Source organism: Clostridium prolinivorans, assembly GCF_004011155.1.
GTDB classification, from domain to species: domain Bacteria; phylum Bacillota; class Clostridia; order Clostridiales; family Clostridiaceae; genus Clostridium_AT; species Clostridium_AT prolinivorans.
The window spans coordinates 185,914-208,951 of sequence record NZ_RJWG01000001.1 but is presented as its reverse complement, the minus strand read 5'-3'; the positions used below and the strand labels follow the sequence as shown (position 1 = coordinate 208,951).

Annotated in this window: 24 protein-coding genes; 2 read left to right on the top strand and 22 right to left on the bottom strand. The window is 25.5% G+C overall.

The genetic code is table 11. The features are described 5' to 3' along the window. Window positions 1-128: 128 nt before the first annotated feature. Complete coding sequence (locus tag EGD97_RS00945) at window positions 129-533, top strand: hypothetical protein (protein WP_078680998.1); 405 nt, start codon at window positions 129-131, stop codon at window positions 531-533. 21 nt (window positions 534-554) lie between these two features. Here EGD97_RS00945 and EGD97_RS00940 read toward each other — a convergent pair whose 3' ends face one another. Further along, the gene (locus EGD97_RS00940; protein ID WP_078680999.1) at window positions 555-3,101 is read right to left on the bottom strand and encodes a calcium-translocating P-type ATPase, SERCA-type; all 2,547 of its coding nucleotides are present in this window, start codon (window positions 3,099-3,101) and stop codon (window positions 555-557) included. A gap of 224 nt (window positions 3,102-3,325) precedes the next feature. On the opposite strand from EGD97_RS00940, the gene EGD97_RS00935 reads away from it, so the two are divergent. Continuing rightward, the gene (locus tag EGD97_RS00935) at window positions 3,326-4,972 is read left to right on the top strand and encodes a putative manganese-dependent inorganic diphosphatase (protein WP_127836364.1); all 1,647 of its coding nucleotides are present in this window, start codon (window positions 3,326-3,328) and stop codon (window positions 4,970-4,972) included. A 26-nt stretch (window positions 4,973-4,998) separates the two neighbouring features. Here EGD97_RS00935 and EGD97_RS00930 read toward each other — a convergent pair whose 3' ends face one another. The 21 genes from EGD97_RS00930 to fliJ form a co-directional block, all read right to left on the bottom strand. Beyond that, complete coding sequence (locus tag EGD97_RS00930) at window positions 4,999-5,763, bottom strand: hypothetical protein (protein WP_078681001.1); 765 nt, start codon at window positions 5,761-5,763, stop codon at window positions 4,999-5,001. 20 nt (window positions 5,764-5,783) lie between these two features. After that, window positions 5,784-6,005: a hypothetical protein gene (locus EGD97_RS00925; protein ID WP_078681002.1), complete on the bottom strand. Its 222-nt coding sequence runs from the start codon at window positions 6,003-6,005 to the stop codon at window positions 5,784-5,786. A 126-nt stretch (window positions 6,006-6,131) separates the two neighbouring features. Beyond that, window positions 6,132-6,959 carry a flagellar hook-basal body complex protein gene (locus EGD97_RS00920; protein ID WP_078681003.1) on the bottom strand — a complete coding sequence of 276 codons (828 nt, stop codon included), beginning with the start codon at window positions 6,957-6,959 and terminating at the stop codon, window positions 6,132-6,134. A gap of 19 nt (window positions 6,960-6,978) precedes the next feature. Continuing rightward, entirely contained in the window at window positions 6,979-7,761 is a 783-nt protein-coding gene (locus EGD97_RS00915; protein ID WP_078681004.1) for a flagellar hook-basal body complex protein, read from the bottom strand. 193 nt (window positions 7,762-7,954) lie between these two features. Beyond that, on the bottom strand, window positions 7,955-8,443 hold the full coding sequence (locus EGD97_RS00905; protein WP_078681005.1) for a hypothetical protein: 489 nt from the start codon (window positions 8,441-8,443) through the stop codon (window positions 7,955-7,957). Window positions 8,444-8,459: 16 nt separating this feature from the next. After that, a complete protein-coding gene (locus EGD97_RS00900) occupies window positions 8,460-9,185 on the bottom strand; it encodes a FliA/WhiG family RNA polymerase sigma factor (protein ID WP_127836363.1) in 726 nt (241 codons plus the stop codon). A 42-nt stretch (window positions 9,186-9,227) separates the two neighbouring features. Further along, window positions 9,228-9,887 (bottom strand): flagellar brake protein, encoded by a 660-nt coding sequence (locus tag EGD97_RS00895; RefSeq protein ID WP_078681007.1) that lies wholly within the window; start codon window positions 9,885-9,887, stop codon window positions 9,228-9,230. A 14-nt stretch (window positions 9,888-9,901) separates the two neighbouring features. Further along, entirely contained in the window at window positions 9,902-10,756 is an 855-nt protein-coding gene (locus EGD97_RS00890; RefSeq protein WP_078681008.1) for a MinD/ParA family protein, read from the bottom strand. After that, entirely contained in the window at window positions 10,750-11,898 is a 1,149-nt protein-coding gene (gene flhF / locus EGD97_RS00885; protein ID WP_078681009.1) for a flagellar biosynthesis protein FlhF, read from the bottom strand. The genes EGD97_RS00890 and flhF overlap by 7 nt, the downstream gene beginning before the upstream one ends. Beyond that, on the bottom strand, window positions 11,899-13,926 hold the full coding sequence (gene flhA, locus EGD97_RS00880) for a flagellar biosynthesis protein FlhA (RefSeq protein WP_078681351.1): 2,028 nt from the start codon (window positions 13,924-13,926) through the stop codon (window positions 11,899-11,901). A 65-nt stretch (window positions 13,927-13,991) separates the two neighbouring features. Then, the gene (locus tag EGD97_RS00875; protein ID WP_127836362.1) at window positions 13,992-15,821 is read right to left on the bottom strand and encodes a fused FliR family export protein/FlhB family type III secretion system protein; all 1,830 of its coding nucleotides are present in this window, start codon (window positions 15,819-15,821) and stop codon (window positions 13,992-13,994) included. 11 nt (window positions 15,822-15,832) lie between these two features. Further along, window positions 15,833-16,102 (bottom strand): flagellar biosynthesis protein FliQ, encoded by a 270-nt coding sequence (fliQ, locus tag EGD97_RS00870; RefSeq protein ID WP_078681011.1) that lies wholly within the window; start codon window positions 16,100-16,102, stop codon window positions 15,833-15,835. Window positions 16,103-16,137: 35 nt separating this feature from the next. Further along, entirely contained in the window at window positions 16,138-16,902 is a 765-nt protein-coding gene (gene fliP, locus EGD97_RS00865; RefSeq protein WP_078681012.1) for a flagellar type III secretion system pore protein FliP, read from the bottom strand. A gap of 3 nt (window positions 16,903-16,905) precedes the next feature. After that, window positions 16,906-17,256: a flagellar biosynthetic protein FliO gene (gene fliO, locus EGD97_RS00860; protein WP_127836361.1), complete on the bottom strand. Its 351-nt coding sequence runs from the start codon at window positions 17,254-17,256 to the stop codon at window positions 16,906-16,908. 11 nt (window positions 17,257-17,267) lie between these two features. Then, complete coding sequence (locus tag EGD97_RS00855) at window positions 17,268-17,768, bottom strand: flagellar basal body-associated FliL family protein (protein ID WP_078681013.1); 501 nt, start codon at window positions 17,766-17,768, stop codon at window positions 17,268-17,270. Window positions 17,769-17,802: 34 nt separating this feature from the next. Further along, a complete protein-coding gene (locus tag EGD97_RS00850) occupies window positions 17,803-17,994 on the bottom strand; it encodes a flagellar FlbD family protein (RefSeq protein WP_078681014.1) in 192 nt (63 codons plus the stop codon). A 93-nt stretch (window positions 17,995-18,087) separates the two neighbouring features. After that, window positions 18,088-19,734, bottom strand: coding sequence for a flagellar hook protein FlgE (locus EGD97_RS00845; protein WP_127836360.1), 1,647 nt, complete (start codon window positions 19,732-19,734; stop codon window positions 18,088-18,090). A gap of 91 nt (window positions 19,735-19,825) precedes the next feature. Continuing rightward, window positions 19,826-20,212, bottom strand: a complete 387-nt coding sequence (locus EGD97_RS00840; RefSeq protein ID WP_078681016.1) for a TIGR02530 family flagellar biosynthesis protein — start codon at window positions 20,210-20,212, stop codon at window positions 19,826-19,828. Between the two features lie 15 nt (window positions 20,213-20,227). Beyond that, window positions 20,228-20,659 carry a flagellar hook capping FlgD N-terminal domain-containing protein gene (locus EGD97_RS00835; RefSeq protein ID WP_078681017.1) on the bottom strand — a complete coding sequence of 144 codons (432 nt, stop codon included), beginning with the start codon at window positions 20,657-20,659 and terminating at the stop codon, window positions 20,228-20,230. 11 nt (window positions 20,660-20,670) lie between these two features. Next, entirely contained in the window at window positions 20,671-21,147 is a 477-nt protein-coding gene (locus EGD97_RS12825) for a flagellar hook-length control protein FliK (RefSeq protein WP_456064395.1), read from the bottom strand. Window positions 21,148-22,588: 1,441 nt separating this feature from the next. After that, window positions 22,589-23,026, bottom strand: coding sequence for a flagellar export protein FliJ (gene fliJ, locus EGD97_RS00825; protein WP_078681019.1), 438 nt, complete (start codon window positions 23,024-23,026; stop codon window positions 22,589-22,591). Window positions 23,027-23,038 lie beyond the last annotated feature (12 nt).

Below are 23,038 nucleotides of genomic sequence, written 5' to 3'. Positions count from 1 at the left end.
GTGAATAAATAAAATATTTTGTACATATTTTAAAACTATTTATACTATGCTATAATATACATAAAAAACGCCATTATAAAATAATAATTTATATAAAAAATAAATCTATTTGAAAAGGAGTTATACATATGAGTGTTAAAGAAAAATTTGCAAAATACTATACTGAATCTTATTTAAAAAGGTATGGAGATAGACTTACTCAAATTCAAGGTAATGTAATATCAGTAAAGGTAGAAGAAAAAACCATTTTGTGGTTATTCCATAAATTAAAAGTAAATCTTATATTAAAACCTGATAGAAGTAAAGCAGTTATTAGATGTGTATACAAAAAAAACAAATGGTTTAAAAAACCAACATTTATTACAATAAATCAAGGTAATTTATTGTTAATTCAAGGCCTTAAAGGGAAAAAAGGTAAAGACGATAGAGAAGTTATAACAATTATGAATGTAAGAAATTTAACCACGAAAAAAGATTTAATTCCTATGGAAGGGAAAATTCAAAAAGTTCAAAAAGTTCAACGAATTAAATAAGAAATAGGAAGTATATACTTCCTATTTCTTATTTAAAAATAAATATATACTATTTATAAGCGCAATTATACCTGAGAAAAATATTATTATCATCCATTGTCCAAAATTTAATTCTACAGTTTTAAATATTCCTTGAAGAAATGGTATGTATATTACACAACATAACATTATTATAGATACTAAAACAGCACCAATTAAATATGGATTTGTAAAAAAATTAATTTCGAATATAGAATGTTTTTCTGATCTGCATTCAAATACATGAATAAGCTGAGAAAGTATCAATGTACCAAATGCTAAAGTCCTGCAAGTATTAAGATCCATTCCATAATATTTACCAGATAAAAAAGCTAATACAGTACAAATACCTATAAGGCTTCCTCTAAGTAAGATTTTTTCTTTTAGTCCTCTTGCAAAAATATTTTCATTTTTAGGTCTAGGTTTTTGATACATTATATCATTATCTGGAGGATCTACTCCAAGAGCCATTGCTGGCAATCCATCTGTAACTAAATTTACAAACAATATTTGAATTGGTAAAAGCGGAGTATCTAAATATAACAACGAAGATAAAAACATAGTTAAAACTTCACCAAGATTGCAAGATAACAAATATCGTATAAATTTTCTTATATTATCATATATAACTCTGCCTTCTTCTATAGCAGCTACTATAGTAGCAAAATTATCATCTAAAAGTATCATAGATGATGCTTCTTTAGTAACATCTGTACCTGAAATACCCATAGATATACCTATGTCAGCTTCTTTAACCGCAGGAGCATCATTCACACCATCACCAGTCATTGCTACTATGTAATTTTTTTTCTTAAAAGCTCTAACTATTCTTAATTTATGGTTAGGACTTACACGAGCAAAAATGTTTATTTTAGAAATCCTATTTGAAAGTTCTTTATCACTTAACTTGTCTAATTCTTCTCCTGTAATTACTTCTGATGATTCTTTACATATGTCCAATTCTTTTCCAATTGCAAAAGCAGTGTTTTTATGATCTCCAGTAATCATTACAGGGCGTATACCAGCTATTTTGCATTTTAATACAGCATCTTTAACTTCTTTTCTTGGTGGATCTATTATTCCAGCAACTCCTAAAAATATTAAATCATTTTCTAATGAATTGTCTTTTTTTATTCCAGAATCTTTATAAGCAGCAGCTATACATCTTAAAGCCTTAGATGACATTGTTTCTATAGCTGCATTAACTTTATCTTTATAATATGACGTTAAAAGTTTTACTTCACCATCAATAAGTATAAATTTGCACTTTTTTAAAAGTTTTTCAGGTGCACCTTTTACATAACAATATTCTTTACCATTTTCTTTTATTACTACAGACATCATTTTTCTATCTGAATCAAAAGGTATGCTATAAGTTCTAACTCCTTTTGAAATAAAACTAACATAAGATTTTGTATCTTTAAAAAATGCTTTGATTAAAGCTGTTTCCGTAGGATCTCCCAATAAACTTTTTTGTATAGAATTTTCTTTTTCGTCAATATTACAATCATTACAATATGTAAAAGACTTTTTCAATAATATGTTATCTGGTATTTCATTTTTGTCTATATTATATAATTTATCATTAAAATAAAAAGCCTTTACTGTCATATTATTTTGAGTTAAAGTTCCTGTTTTATCACTACATATTATAGATGTACAGCCTAAAGTTTCAACAGCAGGAAGTTTCCTAACTAACGCTTTACGTTTTAACATTCTAGATACCCCTAAAGCTAATGCTACTGTTACAATAGCTGCTAATCCTTCTGGTATTGCCGCTACAGCAAGACTGACTCCTAAAAGAAACATTTCATATTTATTTTGTCCTCTCAATATTCCTACTATAGTTACAACTATACATATAACAATACAAAGTATAACCAAAACTTTACCAAGAGAATTTAATTTTTCTTTTAATGGAGATTTTTCTTCTTCAATATCTTGAAGCATACCTGCTATTTTTCCCATTTCAGTTTTCATTCCAGTTTGAGTAACTTTAGCTAAGGCCCTTCCTGTAAGTATTACCGTTCCCATATATAATGAATTTTCTTTATCTTTAGCACTTTTATTTACTCCGACTGATTCTCCAGTTAGTAAAGATTCATCTGCAACAACATTATTATCTTGAATTATTATACAATCTGCTGGTACTCTATCTCCACTTTCAAGAAGTACTAAATCACCAGGAACAATATATTCAGCGTTTATTACTTGAACTTTTCCATCTCGAAGTACTTTTGAAGTTGGAGCTGCTAATTTTTTTAATGCCTCTAATGATTTTTCAGTTTTATATTCTTGAATAAACCCTAGAACAGCATTCATAACAATTATTATAAATATAGTAATTGCATCCGCTTTTTCATTCATCATAAATGAAATAACAGTAGCGGCTATAAGAACCCAAACTATAAAATCATTAAACTGCGACAAAAATATCTTAATTGGCGAAATTTTCTTTTTACTTTCAAGCTGATTTAGTCCATAAGTTTTTAATCTTTTTTCTGCATCATTTTGAGTAAGCCCTTTTAGTCTAGCTTCATTATTTATCATAACTCATAATAACCTCCCCATAAAACTAATAATTTTATTTAAATGCCTTTTCATATCTTGTACATTAGTAATATATGAGTATATTTTAAAAGTTATGAAATTTTTTATACTTATAATTAAATTTAAATGTGAATAAGTTTACATTGTTAATACCTATTTACAAACTAAATAAATACATTTAAAATTAAAATACCGAACTAATATAATATAAAGGAGAACTGCATATGAATGATATTTTATATATAACTGGTCATAAAAATCCTGACACAGATTCTATATGTGCTGCTATAGCTTATGCAGAATTTAAAAATAAAACCAGTAATTTAAAAGCCATTCCTGTAAGACTCGGAGATATAAATAGAGAAACCGAATTTGTACTTAACTATTTCAAAGTTGATGTTCCTAAATTAATAGAAACAGTAAAAGTTCAAGTTTCAGACTTACATATAGACACTGTAGCTCCAGTGTCTCCTGACATTTCTTTAAAAATGGCCTGGAATATTATGAAAAAAAATAATAGTAAAACTTTACCTGTAGTTGATGAAAATGATTGTTTAATAGGAGTTACCACTATTTCAAATCTATTTTCAAGTTTTATGGATATTTGGGATAATGATATATTAGCAAAAAGCAATACAAAACTTGAAAATATAGTTGATACTCTTTCAGCCAAATATATATACGTACATGATGAAAATTTAAAGCTTGAGGGGAAAATTGTTACTGCAGCTATGAATCCTGAAAGTACAAAATCTATAATAGAAAAAGGAGATATTGCAATATGCGGTAATAGAGAAGATACTCAATTAGTAGTAATAAATAGTGGAGCTTCTCTTATGATTGTTACTGGTAATCATAATGTAAGTGAAGAAATAATAGAAGAAGCTAAAAAATGTTCTTGTTCTATAATTTCTACTCCTTATGATTCCTTTACTGCATCAAGGCTTATAACTCAAAGTATTCCAATAAGTTATGTAATGACTAAAGATAATATTATAAGTTTTTGTACAGAAGATTTTGTTGATGATATAAAAGACGTTATGCTTGAAACTAGGTATAGAAGTTATCCCGTAGTAGATAAAGATAATAAAGTTTTAGGTACAGTTTCTAGATATCATTTAATAAAACAAAATAGGAAAAAAGTAATACTTGTAGATCATAATGAAAAAACTCAGTCAGTTCATGGACTTGAAGATGCAGAAATTTTAGAAATAATAGATCATCATAGAATTGCTGATATCCAAACTGGTAATCCAATATATTTCAGGAATGAACCTGTTGGCAGTACATCAACTATAGTTGCATCAATTTTTTTCGAAAACGGAATTAAACCTTCCAAAAAAATTGCAGGACTTCTTTGTTCTGCTATAATATCCGATACTTTGCTATTTAAATCACCAACTTCTACAATCACAGATAAATTAATGTTAAAAAGACTTGCAGAAATAGCAAATATTGATGATATTGAAAATTTTGCAAAAGAAATGTTTAAAGCTGGAACTTCTTTAAATAATAAAACTGTAGATGAAATATTTCATCAAGATTTTAAGACTTTTACATTTAACAATGTTAAAATAGGAGTATCTCAAATAGGAACTATGGATTTAGAAGGTTTCTCTAAAATGAAAACTGATATGTTGTCTTTCATGGAAAAGAAAGCTGAAGAAAGTAACTTTAATCTTTTAGTATTTATGCTTACAGATATACTAAAAGGAGGTTCAGAACTTTTCTTTGTTGGAAAAGATAAAGAATTAATATCACGAGCTTTTAACGTAAAACCATCAGGTCAAAGCATATATTTACCAGGGATACTCTCAAGAAAAAAACAAGTTATACCTCCTATAACTGCGGCTATAACTTCTTTAAAATAAATAAGAAGTGGAAGTCCACTTCTTATTTATTTCCTTATTAAATAAAAAAATATAATATAAAATATTAAGCATATACCATATGCAATACTTAAATAATCTTTTACACAAATATCATCAATTTTTTTTGTATATTTTCCGTAGCTTTTTAAATAATCAGTATTTTTAAAATTATAAAGAAAATAAAAATTTACAGATTCAATATAAGCTCCTAATATATCAACATTTAAAAGAGGTCTTAGAAATGTATTTATTATATAATCACCTTTAAAATCTATTTGAGATTTTTTATTTCTACAAAAATAAACTATATAAAGAAAAATTTCTGTTATAATCGATGGAATTATAGTTAAAGCTATAAATGTTACTTTTATTAAGTTTAAATCTTCATTTACAAAACTTATATTATAAAGAAGCATGTACAAAATTCCAAACACATTTCCAAAAACAATAATAAGCATAAGTGGAGCAATAAAACCACAAACTACAGCTCTAGATATAGTTGAAATTGATTCATAAAATTTTACTTTTTCTCTTTGGCTTAAATTTTTCTTTTCAGTGTTACTTATATCTATTACTAAAAACGAAGTAATTGCATTGCTCAATTCTAAATGTTTAATTGTATGCATTAAAAAAACTATTAACATAATTAAAAAAATATAAATAATCTGTAGAATATATTTATTAGATGTAATCTTTTTAAGCATATTATCAAATTTATAGAACAAATATTGTCTATCAATTTTCCACATTACTATACTGGCCAAGCAACCAACAATATAACCTATCCCCATTTCTTTAGCTCCTTTAATTTTTAATCTTTTATTTCTTCAATTGCTACATTTTTAATACTCATATAGAAACTATTAGTATTTTGCAATAAGTTTATATAGTGGTTATTATATCTAGGAATAGTATTTTTATAAATATAATTATTACGTGGTAAATACATAGCATTTAAGTTTATAAATTTATAAAACATTGGACAAATCATAGCTGGACAAGGATATTTTATATTTTCACAAATTGACTTCATATATATCTACACCCCTTAAAGATATTATATCAGTACTAATATATGAATATTGCACTTATACTTATGAATAAATAAAAAAATAAATATGCAGTAGCATAAAATTAATACGCTACTGCATATATTTATCTATCTACTTCTTAAATTATTAGCCATTCCCCACATCTCATCAGCAGTTTTCATAGCCTTTGAGCTAAGTTCAAATGCCCTTTGAGCAACTATCATATCTGTCATTTCCTTTGATAAATCAACATTAGATAGTTCAATCATACCTTGCATTATATTAGAATCTTCAACTAAATATGGCACTTCAACAGGGACTTCTAATCCATTAATATTTTCTGTATTTACAATAAATAAATTATCTCCAATGGATTTTAATGAATTATCTCCATTTACATTATATACATTAAGTTTCCCAACTAAAATCATAGAGTTATTATCACTTTTATATACATTACCTTTATAATCTATTTTTAAATTTTCACTAGTAAATTTTCTATCTTTATCGGGAATATTTTTATTAAATATTATATTAATTTTATTGCCGTTTTTATCAGTCAAATTACCTTCACTATCTATGTTAAAACTTCCTCCTCTTGTATATGCTTTTTTATAGTTTCCATTATCATCTTTTACTGGAAGGATTACTTCAAAATATCCTTCACCATCTATGGCTAAATCAGTAGTTACAGAAGTTTCAGTTAAATTTCCCTGTTTATCATCTCTAAGCCATTCACTTGTTTTTACTCCAGTCCCATTATAAGAACTTGTACTATTTTTTTCATTAACAGGATATCCTTTTCTATTTAGAGTTTCGTATACTAAATCTTTAAAATTTACGTCTACACGTTTATATCCTTCTGTATTTATATTAGCTATATTATTTGAAATACTATCAATTTTTTCTTGTTGAGCTGCCATTGCACTTTTACTGCTCCATAATATTCTAAGCACTTTTTTTCACCTCTTAATATTATCTTACCGTACCAACTTCATTTACAGTCTTGCCCAAAGTTTCATCTATAGATTGAATAATTTTTTGATTAGATTCAAAAGTCCTCATAACTGTAAGCATATTTACCATTTCATCAATAACATTAACATTAGATTTTTCAAGAGAATTTTGTTTAATAGTTATATTTTTATTATTTATTGGATTTTGCCCCAAATATAAATTATCCCCTATTTTTTTTAGCTCGTTGTAATTTTGAAAATCAACTACATTAAATTTATATCTTTTATTTCCAATTTCAAAAGTTCCATCACTTTGCAATTTTATTTTTTCATTTCCAACTTGTATTGGCATAGGATTACTAATAGTTGTTCCATTATTATCAACATTAACACCTAAAATATTTTGACCATTATCATTTACAAGATACCCTTGAGAATTAACATGAAAATGACCATCTCTTGTATAAAATATATTATTTTTATCTGATACAGTAAAAAATCCCCTGCCTTCTATTGAAAAATCGCTCCACTTATCAGTATCTTCAATAGTTCCTTGTGTATAGTTTGTTTGTATCCCATCAATTTTGCTTCCTTGACTTAAAGAACCTATTATATTTTGTTGATTTTTGCCATTCACAATTTTATCATAATTTTCTATTAATACATCATCAAACTTTTTTACTAATAAATTATCACTCTTAAATCCAACAGTATTAACATTAGCCAAATTATTAGTTATAACATTCTGTTTAGCTTCTTGTGTAATAAGACCAGAAACAGAAGTATATAAAGCTCTTATCATTTTGTTTCCTCCTTTTTTATAACCTTAAATTCACTTGGATAATCCATACCCAAAGATCTTGCCCTTCTTTCTATTTCATCATTGCTTATATTATTATTAAATTTATAAGTACTTAAAATAATGGTTGTTAGAACAATTCCTATACCTATTCCTAATAATATTTTTCTATCACTAAGAAAATCTATTAATTTTTTTACTTTAAGTATAAATCTCTTACTAATAATATTTCACCCTTTCCTACGCCTAATTTATCACCAATTTCTTCAACTGAATATCCTTTCATTAAAAGGTCACTAATTTCATCTATTTTTATGCTGTTTTTATCGCTTTTATTTATTTTAGTATTTTTTTTAAAATCAATGTTTGTTTTTTCTTCATGTTCTATTTTCTTATTTATTGATATTTCTTGTAAAGATTCTTCATCTTTTAAATTACCATTATTTAACTCAATAATAGTATATAATTTATCTATATCTTTTTTTATATCTACAATTTCTTTTTGAAGTTCTAATATAGTTTCTGAAAATTCCTGCCTTATTTTACCTAATTTAATTTCTACATCTTCCATATTTTCTTCTGTATTATGGAAAATATTATAAAAAGATTTTTCTTCTTTTTTTATTGCTTTTAAATTTAATAATATTAATAAACATCCTATTATAATAAGAATAAATATAAGCATTTAATTCACTCCAAGGCTAAGTATATTTTAATTTTTTCAATTCTTTTCTAAGATTAATAATTGCTCTGCTATGAAGCTGACAAACTCTAGATTCAGACACTTCAAGAACTTTCCCTATTTCTTTTAATGTAAGATTTTCATAATAATACAATGATAATACAATTTTATCTTTTTCTTTTAAATTTTCTAAAGCTCTTTCCAAATATTCTTTTTTTTCTTTTTCTTCTGTTAATTTTTCTGGATTTGGACTTTTTTCATCTTCTATAATTCCTATTAACTGAATATCATCATCATCAGAAAATATTAAATCTTCTAAAGATATGACAGATATATAATTAATATAATTTTCAATTTCAAAAACTTCTTTTATAGGTATTTTAAGTTCTTTAGCTATTTCTTCATAAGTAGGTTCTCTTAAAAATTTTTTTTGTAATTTTTCTAATGTTTCATTAAATAAAGTAAGCTTATCCATTGCACCTTTTGATATAGGGCTATTTTTTCTTAATTGGTCAATCATAGCTCCTTTTATTCTTATAGATGCATAAGTAGAAAATTTCATCCCTTTACTTTTATCAAATTTATTAATGGCATCCATAAGTCCAACCATTCCACAACTTACTAGTTCTTCATATTCTATATATTTACTCTTACCTATTATAACTCTTGAAGCTATATATTTAACAAGTGGAATATATTTTAAAACCATTTGTTCTTTTATATCTGGAAGTTTTGCTAAAGCCATTATAAATCTCCCCCTAATTTTAAGCCATAAGACTTAAAATTTCTAACTCTTTTTTATTTGTTCTCTCATTATTTCAAATATAAATTTTATAATTTTTTCTCTTAATCTATTTTCTAAATTTATAAAATTAACACCACAAATATTTAATCTACTTTTTCCGTCCTTTTCTACTCTAACTATTTCTCCTTCCACTTTTATTTCTTCTCCTTTTATAGGTATATACGCTATTATTATATCTCCAATTTTTATATCTTCTTTAACTTTTAATTTCATTCCTCCACCACTTAAATCTATCATTGTTGCTTTAAAAGATTCATCATCTTTCGTTAAATTTTTTATCAGTTTAGCTTCATTATTTCTTTTGTTTAATTTTGAATACAAAATAGAATAAAGTACAGGTACTCTTACAAATTTTCTTCTTTGGATTCTAAAAATTTCTGATGGATAGTTTATTAATATAATAGGTATATTATCTATTTTTCTGTCTATAACATATGTATAAAATTTATATATATTATTTTCATAATAATATATACATTCGAGTTTGTCCCCTTTTCTAAAAGGAATATAATTTTCTCCTTTTCTAGGTATATTTATAGAAATAAATTTATCTTGCACATCTTCAATGTTACTTTTATAATAATTATCATCATAAACTATTTCAATTTTATTATTTATTTGAAATTTTAAATCATAACCCATATTGAATCCCCTTTTTAGCCAAAAATACTAAAGATCTTTTTAAATAAAACCTGAATACCATTTTTCGTTTCATATTCTTCATTCCCAATAAGTTTTTTAGCAATTTTATTTACGTCTATAGATGCATCACAATTAGGGAATTTTATACAAAAAGGTTCTTGGTTTCTTACTGCCTGAAGTAATTTTTTGTCTTCAGATATACTTCCTAAATATTCTAATTTTATTTTAAGAAAATTAGAAACAGCATTATTAAATCTATTATAAGTAAATATTGCTTCCTTTTCATCAATTACTCTATTTACAACAACCTTAGCTTTATTTTTCAATTTAAAATGATTAATAGCTTTAAGAAGACTATAAGCATCTGTAAGTGATGTAGGTTCTGGTGTAGTTAACACTATAAGTTCTTCACAACATGCTACGAAACCTAATACATTTCTATTTATTCCAGCTCCAGTATCCATTATTATATAATCAAAATTGTTTAAATTTTCTAATTTATTTATAAAATTTTCTCTTTGTTCATTACTTAATTCTTCTACTTTTGTTATTCCAGACCCTCCTGAAAGAAGCTTTACTCCATAAGGTCCTGTAACTACAGTATCTTCAATACTTTTATTATTAAAAATTACATCAAACACATTAAATTTAGGTAAAAAGCCCATGAGTACATCATCATTTCCCATACCTACATCAGCATCAAATATTAAAACACTTTTTCCCATCTGCTGCAGAATTATAGATAAATTTACAACAAAATTACTTTTGCCAACTCCCCCTTTACCTGATGTTACAGTTATAATTCTTGCCTTATTTTTTACCACATTACCAGCAGCCAACTGCCTCAATCTTTGAGCTTGGTCTAACATATACTATCCTCTCCTAGTATAAGACTTGAAATTTCTGATGCCGAAATATTTTTTATATCTTCTGGTACATTTTGACCTGTAGTTATAAAACTTAATGGTTTTTTTGCAGAATATAAAATATTTAATATTGAACCATAGGTAGAAGTTTCATCTAACTTAGTTATTATTATATTATTATATCCTAATACACTGTATCCTTGAACTATAGAATCTATATCTTTATTTTTAGTAGTACAACTTAATACTAAATGAATATTGTCTGTTTTTATTTTTTCAACAAATGCCCTTAATTCAGAAATCTGCATTATATTTTTACTGCTTCTCCCAGTAGTATCAATTAATATAACATCACAATCTTTCATTGATTCTAAAGCAGTTTCTATTTGATTTAGGGTAAATATAACCTTAAAAGGTATGTTCATAATATCAGCATAAGTTTTTAGTTGTTCAACTGCTCCAATTCTATAAGTATCTATAGTTATTAATCCTACTCTTTTTTTATCTATTAATGAAAATTTGCCTGCAAGTTTTGCTATAGTAGTAGTCTTTCCAACTCCTGTAGGACCAACTAAAACTATAGGCCCCTTCATCTCAGCTTTGGATATAGATATCATTTTTTCAATAGCTATTTTTACTTTTTTTGTTTCTTCTATATCTTCATCAATTTTTTTAACCTCATTTAAAATATTTTCTATGACTTTATCATTTATATCATTATCTTCAAGCTTATTTTGTATTTCAGATTTTATTTTATTGTTTTCAATATCTTTTTTATTCATCATATCTGAAATTAAATTTTTTATATCATGCATTTCTTTTATAATTTCTAAGTTATTATCATTGTTTTTTACAATTTTTTCTTTGGCTAATGGTTTTGGAGTATTTCCATTATCATGTAAAAATAGTTCTTCCTTTTCTATAGCTTTTTTAAATTTATCTATACTATAAATAATATTATCATTATCTTTTTTCGTATTATCAGCTGCTGCAGTTACCTCAATTACTTTTTTCCCAAAAAATCCTTTAATTCCTTGTTTCCTAATTTTTCTTTGGCTAATAATAACAGCATCTTTCCCAAGTTCATAACGAATACGTGTCATAGCCTCATTCATACTATTTACTATATATTTTTTTATAATCATTTATATGGTCACAACTCCTTCAGTTCTTATCTCAATATCATTTGGTATTTCATTTAAAGATAATACAGTTATGTTTGGAAATACCATCTCAATAAGCCTTCTAAAAGCAGGTCTAATCTTGGGAGATACTAATATAACAGGTTGATTATCATAAAAATATACACTTTCTAATGTATTTTTTATAGCACCTAATATTTTACCTGTAGTGTCAGGATCTATAGCAGGAAATGATCCATGTATAGATTTTTGTATATTATTTGCAATTTTATCTTCAATATCTGGAGATACTGTAACTACCGTTATAGCTCCATTTTCATCTATTAAAGGAGCACATATAGTTCTTCCAATAGCAAATCTTACATACTCAGTTAAAAGTTCAATATCTTTTGTAATTCTAGAATTGTCTGCAAGTGTTTCCAGTATAGTTACCATATCTTTTATAGGTACCTTTTCTTTTAATAAATTTTGTAGTACCTTTTGAACTTCTCCAATTGTCATTAAATCTGGTATAAGTTCTTCAACAACAGCATTATATTTTTCTTTAACTGCATCTATTATAAGTTTGACTTCTTGGCGTCCTAAAAGTTCATGAGAATGTAATTTGATAGTTTCAGTTAAATGAGTAATCATTACAGTAGTAGGATCAACTACTGTTAATCCTTTAATTTCTGCTTCTTCTCTTTGATCTTTGTTTATCCATATAGCAGGAAGTCCAAAAGAAGGTTCAATTGTTTTTATACCTTGTATATCAAAGTCACCATTAGTAGGATCCATACATAAAAGCATATTAGGCATAATTTCTCCTTTTGCAGTAACAGTACCTCTAATTTTTATCACATATTCATTTGACTTTAATTGAAGATTATCTCTAATTCTAATAGGCTGTACTATAATTCCCATCTCAATAGCACACTGTCTTCTTACTGATGCTATTCTCTCTAGCAAATCACCACCAGAATTTTCATCTGCTAAAGGTATAAGAGCATATCCTATTTCTATTTCCATAGGTTCAACAGTAATTAAAGACATTACATTTTCTGGCTCTTTTCTTTCTGTTTCCTCAATTTGAGATTGTTCCTTTTCCATTTTGGAAATAATTTCATTTTTTTCATCTTTATATAAAAAATAAGCACTAATACCAGCACAAGCAGCAACTACTAAAAATACAAAATGAGGAAATCCAGGTATTATTGATAAAAATAAAAGAACAACTGCTGCAATAGCTATAACTTTAGGAAACCCCGTAAGCTGCTTAGTAATAGAATTCCCTAAATTAGAATCACTTCCTGATCGTGTTACAAGTATACCAGAAGCCGTAGATATTAAAAGTGCAGGTATTTGACTTACAAGACCATCACCAATAGTAAGCATTATATAAGTTTGAACAGCCTGTGTTATATCCATACCATTCATAACAACACCTATTACAATTCCTCCTAGTATATTAATAATAGTTATTATAATACCTGCTATTGCATCACCTTTTACAAATTTAGAAGCACCATCCATAGCTCCATAAAAATCTGCTTCCATTTGAAGTTTTTTTCTTCTTTCTCTAGCCTGCATTTCATCTATAAGTCCTGAATTTAAATCCGCATCAATACTCATTTGTTTCCCTGGCATAGCATCAAGAGTAAATCTTGCAGAAACTTCTGCAACTCTTCCAGATCCATTAGTTATAACCATAAATTGAATTATCATTATAATTAAATATATTATAATACCTATAGCATAATTTCCACTTACAACAAAGTTTCCAAAAGCTTCTATAATTTTACCTGCGTTAGCATCTCTTAATATTAACCTTGTTGAAGAAATATTAAGTGCAAGTCTAAAAAGTGTTGTTATTAAAAGCAGTGTAGGAAATGAAGAAAATTGAAGCACTTCAGTTGTAAACATTGTAAGCAGTATAATTACAACTGAGATTGTAATATTGCAAGCCAAAAGTATATCTAATATACCCGGAGGAAGAGGTATAATTATCATTAAAACTACACCTATAACTAAAAATGCTACAAATATGTCCATATTATTTTTTATATTAAATTTTGAATTGGTATATAACGCCAATATACTCACCCCTAATAGCTATATCACTTGTTTTTTTTCATTTTGTATACTAATGCTAAAACTTCTGCAACAGCTTGATACATATCTGCAGGTATTTCTGTATCTAATTCTACTTCAGAATATATAAGTCTTGCTAAAACTATATTTTCAATTATAGGTACATCATTTTCTTTTGCTATTTCTTTTATTTTTATAGCTATATTATCAGCACCTTTTGCTACAAGTTTTGGTGCATTGTCTTTACCATCTTCATATTTTAGTGCGCAAGCTATATGTGTTGGATTAGTGACTACTACTGTTGCATCAGGGACAGCCTGCATCATTCTTTTTGATGCCATTTCTCTTTGCTTTTGTCTTATCCTTGACTTAATTTGTGGATCTCCTTCTTGCTGCTTAAATTCTTCTTTTATCTCTTGCTTTGTCATCTTTAATTCTTTATTGTATTTAAACCTTTGATATAAATAATCAATAGCAGCAATAGCTATCATAATTATAGTAACTTTTAAAAAAATATTTATAACTAATTTCCCAAATAATTCAGCTATAGAAGCCATTCTTAAATAGCTTATATTAATTAAAGTTTCGTAATTATCTTTTATAAATGAATAACCTGTATAACATAATACTAAAACGATTATCAAATCTTTTATAGTTTCTATAAAAGTTCTAAAAGAAAACATCCTTTTAAATCCATTAATAGGATTTAATTTATTAAATTCAAATTTAATAGTATCTTTTGTAAAAATAAATCCTGATTGAATAAAATTTCCTAATATACCAAATAACATTATTGGAATAATTAAAGGCAAAAGTACTATAAAAATCCTCAAAATCACTATAAGTATTAAATTTCTTATATTATTATAATTTAAATCTTTAAGTATATAATCTGATAAAAAAGCTCTAAGAGTATTTTTTAAACTATTAGCAGCATACCCCCCTAAAATAGTCATTAATAAAGTACAAGCTATTAAAGTAAAAGCTAGATTAACTTCCTTACTTTTAGCAACCTGACCTTTTTTTCTTGCATCACTTTTTTTCTTAGGTGTTGCTTCTTCTGTCTTATCTTCTGAAGAAAATACCATAATTAAAGGTATTACTTGAAAAATTCCTTTTAAGAGTTTAAAACCATCATCAAAAGAAGCTATCATAAATTTAAAAATCATAGGAAGAGAAAATGCTATAGCTGTAAGGCCAATAATTATTTTTATAGGAAGTCCTAAAATCATAAGATTTATTTGAGGTACAGCTCTTCCTATAAGTCCTAATACTATATCTGTTATAAGAACAATCAATACCACTGGTATTGCTATTTTCAAACCAATAGAAAAAAATTCAATAAATCCATTTATAATAACATTAATACTTTCACCTGATAATATAAATTTTCCTAAATTTATTGCATTAAAACTGTCTAATAATGTTCTAATAAGTATATGATGTCCATCTATTGCGAAAAATAATAAAATACTACACCAATACAAAACATGTTCAATAAGAGTAGCATTACTGCTTGTACTTGGATCATACATATTTATCATTGAAAATCCAATTTGCATATCTATAAACTGTCCTGCCATTCTAATACTAAAAAAACATAAATTTGTTATAAACCCTAAAGTTAATCCAGTTATAATTTCGTTTATTAAATATGAAATTAAAATATAATTGCTTGTAATATTAATATTTGAATAATCTACTCCAGGTATAAGCATATAAGATATAATAAGTGTAAATGCTATCTTTGCAATATTAGGAAATCCTTTAGGAAAAAATATAGGCATTGATATAAAAAAAGCAAGCATTCTAAAAAATATTAGAATAAGTGCGGAAAAGTATGCTATATTTATCAATATTATCCCACCTATTGTGTTATATTTAATATATTTTCAAATATTCTTTGCGTAAAACTTACTAAAGTATGAAGCATCCAAGGTCCAGCTATTATTCCTATAACTGCAGCAGCTATTATTTTAGGAACAAAAGTAAGAGTTTGTTCCTGAATTTGAGTAGCTGCTTGAAATATGCTAATAATTAATCCAACAACAATAGATATTATAAGTATAGGTGCTGCTACCAAAATTCCAGTAGTTATAGCATCTTTTATTACAGCCATAATCATATTTTCAGTCATAAATTTGCCTCCTATAAAATACAAAATTGTTTTAATCAAGAAAATCCCATAATAAGAGTTTTAACAAGCAAATTCCAGCCGTCTACCATAACAAATAATAACAATTTAAAAGGAAGTGATACCATTACAGGAGGAAGCATCATCATACCCATAGATAAAAGTACAGAAGCAACTACAAGATCTATTATAAGGAAAGGTATATAAAGCATAAATCCTATACTAAAAGCGGTCTTTAATTCACTAATCATAAAAGCTGGTATAACAACATATAAAGGAACATTTTCTTTAGTAATTTCCCCTTTAATGTTAGAAACTTCAATAAATAATTTTAAATCATTCTGTCTTGTAGTCTTTAGCATAAATTCCCTTAAAGGTTTTGACCCTTCTTCTATTGCTTGCTCTTGAGTTATATTACCATCTAAATAAGGTTTTATTGCATTTTTATTTATAACATCAAATGTTGGTTTCATAATAAATATTGTTAAAAATATTGCTAATCCAATTAATACTTGATTAGGAGGTGATTGCTGCGTGCCAATTGCAGTCCTTAAAAAAGAAAATACTACTATAATTCTAACAAAACTAGTCATCATAATAATTATAGATGGGAGAAGCGTAAGTATAGTAAGTATAATAAGGAGTTTTATATTATCTACATATTCTTTAGGACTATCTGCTCCATCTACAGATATATTAACTTTAGGTACAGGTATATCTGCTGGTGCAGCATGAACCTTAATTTCTGCAAATACTATAAAAATAAATATCAAAACTATAAATCCAGCATACTTTTTTTTCATATATTAATCTTCCCTTTTTTTAAATACTTTTTTATAAAATTCTTTAAAATTAGCATATTGAGGAATTTTATTAGATGTTTCAATTTTTTTGATTTCTTCATAACTAAGTTCTAAAAGAGTTTCAACTTTACCCGTACAAGAAGTCAACACATAACCCTTTTCTCCAATTTTTACAATAATAATACTATTTTCTTTAGAAATAGGCACTTTTTCTAATATTTTTATATACCTTCCATTTTGAATATTTTGTAATTTATTGTTCCCAAATTTTATTGATAAATAAAATAGAAGTAAAATAAATGGTAAAAAAATTACGATTTTTAATATCATAATCCAAAAATTATAATCAATCATTTCTATCTCCTTTATTGAACTAAAATTTCATAAAAGTAGATATTATTAATTTTCCCATAATTAAAATACGGATTTATCTTATCTATAATTTCTTTTTTTAAAGCATCTACTTTATCTTTTGTTGTAATATCAATAGATTTTTTAGATCTTAATATAGTGTTTATTGTGTCACGAAGTATTGGAACTTTTTCTTCTAATTCTTTATCCATTTTCTTTTTATCATCTGTTTCATAACCTATAAATATTTTAGCTTTAAAAAATCTTTTACTATTATCATCTGCTAAATTTACTAAAAATTCATCTAAACTATAAGTATACGTAGAAGTTTCATTGCTTGATGATTGTTTACTTACAGTATTAATAGCTTGTGGATCTTTATTGGTATTTTGATTTAAACTTCCATTTTTAATAAATAAAAATCCTACAAAGCCTAATGCAAATATGATTATAACAAGCAAAATTATAATTATTATATTAAATCCTTTGTTACCTTTTGAATTTTTTTCAGCCATTTTTAAGTCTCCTTTATTAAATTGCTAAAATAATTTACGTGCCAAGCTTAAAAATTTTATTTTTATATTCTATAACTTTATTTATAATTTCTTCTGTACTTTCAAGAACAATATATTTATTTCCATTAATTAAAGTGATTAAACTTTCAGGCACATTTTCAATTTTTTCAATGTGTTCAGCATTTAATATAAAATTTTTATTATTTATTGAAGTAAGTTTTATCAAACTGAGCCCTCCTAAATATTTTATATAATTTAAAATATATATTACTAATATTGGCTAACGAAAAAATCCGTTAGCCAAATTTATTATTATGTTTTATCTCTTTAAATTTAATATATCTTGAAGTATTTCATCTCCAGTAGTTATTACCTTTCCATTTGCTTGAAAAGCTCTACTTGTTACTATCATTTCAGTAAATTGTTCAGCTAAATCTACATTTGACATTTCAAGAACACCTTGTAGAATATCCCCATATCCTTTACTATTATCGTCGCCTGCAGTATTAACTCCTGTTTTTATTGTAGCATTTCCAGAGTTAGCAGAAGCAGAATAAAGATTTTTTCCAAGCTTAGTTAACCCTTCAGGATTTTTAAAAGATGCCATAGCAATCTGACCTAAAGAAGTAGCACTTCCATCTTCTAAAATTCCACTTATTGTTCCATCAGCACTTACACTAAAACTTATTAAACGCATAGCTTCCCCATTTTTTATTACTGTATCAGGTATTCTCAATGTTTTTAAGCTTGTATCTTGAGCTTTTAACTCTGTAGTAGCATCAACAAAATGTATATTACCATCACTGTCTATACTATTTGTTCCTATATACATAGATTTTAAAGGAGATATAAGCTTTATATCATTTGTTGCTTTTGAAGGATCAATTTCATCTAATCCATTCGGAGTTAAAGTTATTTCTTCTAAATCTAATCCAGTGTTATTTGTACCAGATGCTCCTTTAATTGCAGTCAATATATCACTAGCTTTATAAGTTCCACTGCTACCTAAACTTAAAATTATAGTTTTCCCATCATTACTAAATTGTCCTGAAACAGAATTTCCTGTAGTAGTAGTAAACTTGATAGTTAAATCTCCTTTACCTATATTTTCATCACCTATATCAAAAGTAAATTCATTATTACCTCCTATAATTGCTCCTGTTTTAGTTATAGAATCAATGTCAATTTTATCAGTACCATTTGCTATTACACTAAACTTTGATAAGTCATAGTCACGAACATTATTTGTAGATTTTTTTATTAAATTTTGTATATCTAAAGCTGTATAATTATTTTTAGTATTACTTAGTGTTAAAGTCAGAATAGTTCCATCAGCATTAAAAGATGCACTTTCTGAAGCTCCAAGTTTAAATTCTATACCCAAAACTCCTTTATCAGCATTTTCGGCACCGGCATCTATTGTAAAACTATTCCCTCCTGCGGAGGTTACTCCTCTAGTTGAAATCATAGAATATCCCAAAACTCTATAACCATTAGATGTTACTAAATTCCCATCATTATCTAAACCAAAAGCTCCATCTCTTGTATACATTGCATCAATTCCTGAATTAGTTAAAGAATTTCCATCTATATTATGATTACCTGCTGTATTATTTACAGTAATTTTATTATCAAAAACAGTTGGTCCTTTACCTACAATAAAATAACCTTCTCCATCTATAGCCATATCAAGATTTCTTGAAGTTGGCTGCATATTACCTTGTTTTGCTATTGTATCAATACCAGCTATCTGCACTCCCATACCAACTTGTGAAGGGTTTACTCCACCTTGATTTTCCATTGGAGCCATAGCAACATTTACACTTTGACTTAAAAGATCTTGAAATTTTACCCTGTTAGCTTTAAAAGCTGTAGTACCTACATTTGATATATTATTACCTATAACATCTAATTTTGTTTGATTTGCTTTCATTCCACTTATTCCTGAATACAATGATCTTAACATAATTAGCCTCCTAAATATAAATGATTATAAATATTTTTACTTTGCTTCAATCAGTCCACAAAGCTTGGCTTCCTCTTACAGGTCCAGCCTTTTATAACAAAACAACACTATCTATGTTTGTAAAAACATTTTCTTTCCCATTTTCTTTTCCCATAGCAGTTATAATAGTTCTATTTTTAATACTTGCAATTAACACTAAATCTTTATATAAAATTAAAGATTCATTAGCACCTTTTTCATTAGCTTTATTAATACCTTCATTAATTTTATTCATATCACCTTCATTTAGTGTAATATTTCTATCTTTTAATCTTTCAGCTGCATGATTAGATATAACAAAGCTATCCTTTTGATTTAATTCTTTTTTTAATACTTCCTTAAAATTATTATTCGTTTCTTTATTCTTTGGAGCAATATTTTGATGCTGCATAAAATCTTCGACAGAATAAAGTTTGCCGTTTATTACTCTATATCCCAAAATTAATCACCTGCTCTAATTACCATAATTAATTTCTACAACATCAGAATAATTAAAATCTTTAGATATTATTTCATTATTTTCAACAACATTAACTTTAACAATAATATCGTCTCCATTTTTAACCACACTTCTTACTATCCCTGAATATTGATTCCCAAAACTATCATAACTATTTAACTTTACATTTGCTCCAACAATACTTGCTGCTCCTGTAAATTTCATAGTACTATTAAGATTAGTTAATTGCTCTAATTCTGCAAATTGTGCCATTTGTGCAACAAATTGTGTTGAATCTTTAGCATTTTCAGGATCTTGATTGGTAAGCTCTGCCATTAAAATTTTAAGAAAAGCATTTTTATCAATCTCATTCCCATTTTTAACAATTTTTGTACCTTTATTTGTTGCTGTTGTTGTAGAATAATTTTTTATTTCACTCATTTCCATATTTTCACATCCTATGCTAAAATATTTAAATTATTATCATATAAATCTTTTTCTTCTAATATTGATATTTCTTCATTTTCTTTATAATTTAATTTTTTATAATTATTTTGCTGTTTAAAACTTTCTTGGTTCCCTTGATTTTGATTGAAATTATACCCATTAAATAAATTCAAACTGAAACTTTGTATTTTGGTATTTTGCTCCATAAGCTGAGCATTAAATTCATGCAATTTAGAATTAATAATATGATAAGTTATTTCATTCTTAACTGCTATATTAGCTTTCATAATTCCATTTTCCATAGTTACACTAATAGCTAATTCTCCAAGTTCTTTAGGATTAATTTTTACTGTTAATTCTTTTATATTTTCATTTTCCATATATTTTACAGCTTTGATTAGATCTTTTACAACATTATTTCTATTAATAACAATATCATCATTTTTATGTATTATGTTTTTTTCTTTTACTGAATTTAATTTACTCATAAATAAGTTTTGATTTGGTATTAAGTTTTCTTTATTTTTATTGATTTTGTCTCCTTGGATAATATCTTCTAATATTTTATTTTCATCTTGATTAATATTTTTAATTTTATCAGTATTATAAGTTGTATTTTTGTCTGTATAAATATAATTTAATTTAACTTGTCCATTAAAACTTTCATATAAATCATCGTTTATTAATTCTAAATTATCTTCTGTTTTTTTATTGTATGCATCCTGTTTTGATAAACTTAAATTTTCTTTTTTACTTTCTTTACCACTTAAAATTTCTATAATATCTTTCTTAATTTTATGAATTATAATATCATTATCATCATTAAAACTTTTAATATTTATTACATCAGCCTTTTCAGTAATTTTAGAATCAATATTTAAGTTAGTTTCAGATTTAAAGTAATTGTCTATAACATTTAATGTTTCATTATTTTTAAAAAGTTCTTGAATTTTTTCTTCTAAATCTTTTTTTATATTACTTTTAATTTCATCAATAATTCTTGTATTACTTTCTTCTAGTTGATTTAATATATTGTTGTTTTCTGATGCAATTAATTCTTTTTTAATTTTTGGATTTGAATCAAATCCTTCTAAAGTATTACTTNTAATCAAATTATTATTTAATACTTCTTCAATTAAATCAGTTAATTGAACTAAAAAAATTAAATTTTCTATATTATCTTTATTTCCATTATCTTTATTTTTTAATTCTTCATAAAGACTTTTCAATTTATCAATGTTGAAATTATTTTTACTTGTACTAAAATTATCTTTTTTATAATTATTATTATTTAAATCATGAAGATTTTCTTCTATATATTTTTTTATATTATATTTAATTTCATCAATATCAATGTCTTTTTCATTGATTTCTTTTATTTGATTTAATATATTGTTGTTTTCTGATGTAATTAATTCTTTTTTAATTTTTGGATTTGAATCAAATCCTTCTAAAGTATTACTTTGATTAGTGTTAAAATTTGATTTTATATAATTTTCAACATTATTTAAATATAAAATAGTTTCATTTATATTTTTAGATTTAGAGAAATTTAAATTTTTATTTAATGTTTCTTCATCTAAATATAAATCCTCTTTTATTTTAGAGTAGTTTATTTTAGGCGTAATCAAATTATTATTTAATACTTCTTCAATTAAATCAGTTAATTGAACTAAAAAAATTAAATTTTCTATATTATCTTTATTTCCATTATCTTTATTTTTTAATTCTTCATAAAGACTTTTCAATTTATCAATATTTAAATTATTTTTACTTGTACTAAAATCATCTATTTCGTAATTATTGTTATTTAAATCATTTAAAATTTTTAAAAATTTTTTATCTTCATTTTCATTAATACTATTAAATTTATCCATACTGGTATTAGTATTAACTAAAGTATTAAAAACATTAGATACCTGCACTATTTCACCTCCTTTCTCTATTCCTAATAAATGCATAAAGAGCAAATTCATCTATTGATTTTTGTTCTATTAAATTTTGCTGTCTAATAAATATTTTAAGTTTTTTTTCTTTTAAAGTTTCTACAGTTTTTCTTTCAATCTGTCTTTTTTTTAATTCTTCTCTCATTTCTTCAAGCTTTTGTGCTTTATTTTGAAGCTCTAAATTTGTTTCCATAATAGCTTTATTTAATGAATTAAGATATATATTTTTTATTTTTTTTTCAACTAAAGTATCTTTTGAGGAAGACTTATTGTGTTTATTATAATTTTCTTTAAGATTTTTAAGTCTTTCTTCAACTTTTTCCTTTTCAATTTGTGCCTCTCTAAACAATCTTTTGCTTTCTTCTTCCATATCTTTTCTTATATCTAAGAGCTTTTGAAGTCTAAAATTAAATCCTTTCAAATATAGAACACT

What these genes read in the sequence shown, in the direction of transcription:
- EGD97_RS00835 (WP_078681017.1), bottom strand. Translation starts at nt 20,659, where the DNA reads ATGGAAATGAGTGAAATAAAAAATTATTCTACAACAACAGCAACAAAT.
- EGD97_RS00940 (WP_078680999.1), bottom strand. Translation starts at nt 3,101, where the DNA reads ATGATAAATAATGAAGCTAGACTAAAAGGGCTTACTCAAAATGATGCA.
- EGD97_RS00905 (WP_078681005.1), bottom strand. Translation starts at nt 8,443, where the DNA reads ATGCTTATATTTATTCTTATTATAATAGGATGTTTATTAATATTATTA.
- fliQ (WP_078681011.1), bottom strand. Translation starts at nt 16,102, where the DNA reads ATGACTGAAAATATGATTATGGCTGTAATAAAAGATGCTATAACTACT.
- EGD97_RS00930 (WP_078681001.1), bottom strand. Translation starts at nt 5,763, where the DNA reads ATGGGGATAGGTTATATTGTTGGTTGCTTGGCCAGTATAGTAATGTGG.
- EGD97_RS00845 (WP_127836360.1), bottom strand. Translation starts at nt 19,734, where the DNA reads ATGTTAAGATCATTGTATTCAGGAATAAGTGGAATGAAAGCAAATCAA.
- EGD97_RS00895 (WP_078681007.1), bottom strand. Translation starts at nt 9,887, where the DNA reads ATGGGTTATGATTTAAAATTTCAAATAAATAATAAAATTGAAATAGTT.
- EGD97_RS00945 (WP_078680998.1), top strand. Translation starts at nt 129, where the DNA reads ATGAGTGTTAAAGAAAAATTTGCAAAATACTATACTGAATCTTATTTA.
- EGD97_RS00900 (WP_127836363.1), bottom strand. Translation starts at nt 9,185, where the DNA reads ATGGCTTTAGCAAAACTTCCAGATATAAAAGAACAAATGGTTTTAAAA.
- EGD97_RS00915 (WP_078681004.1), bottom strand. Translation starts at nt 7,761, where the DNA reads ATGATAAGAGCTTTATATACTTCTGTTTCTGGTCTTATTACACAAGAA.
- EGD97_RS00925 (WP_078681002.1), bottom strand. Translation starts at nt 6,005, where the DNA reads ATGAAGTCAATTTGTGAAAATATAAAATATCCTTGTCCAGCTATGATT.
- EGD97_RS00890 (WP_078681008.1), bottom strand. Translation starts at nt 10,756, where the DNA reads ATGTTAGACCAAGCTCAAAGATTGAGGCAGTTGGCTGCTGGTAATGTG.
- EGD97_RS12825 (WP_456064395.1), bottom strand. Translation starts at nt 21,147, where the DNA reads ATGAGTAAATTAAATTCAGTAAAAGAAAAAAACATAATACATAAAAAT.
- EGD97_RS00935 (WP_127836364.1), top strand. Translation starts at nt 3,326, where the DNA reads ATGAATGATATTTTATATATAACTGGTCATAAAAATCCTGACACAGAT.
- EGD97_RS00855 (WP_078681013.1), bottom strand. Translation starts at nt 17,768, where the DNA reads ATGGCTGAAAAAAATTCAAAAGGTAACAAAGGATTTAATATAATAATT.
- fliP (WP_078681012.1), bottom strand. Translation starts at nt 16,902, where the DNA reads ATGAAAAAAAAGTATGCTGGATTTATAGTTTTGATATTTATTTTTATA.
- flhF (WP_078681009.1), bottom strand. Translation starts at nt 11,898, where the DNA reads ATGATTATAAAAAAATATATAGTAAATAGTATGAATGAGGCTATGACA.
- fliO (WP_127836361.1), bottom strand. Translation starts at nt 17,256, where the DNA reads ATGATTGATTATAATTTTTGGATTATGATATTAAAAATCGTAATTTTT.
- flhA (WP_078681351.1), bottom strand. Translation starts at nt 13,926, where the DNA reads ATGGACATATTTGTAGCATTTTTAGTTATAGGTGTAGTTTTAATGATA.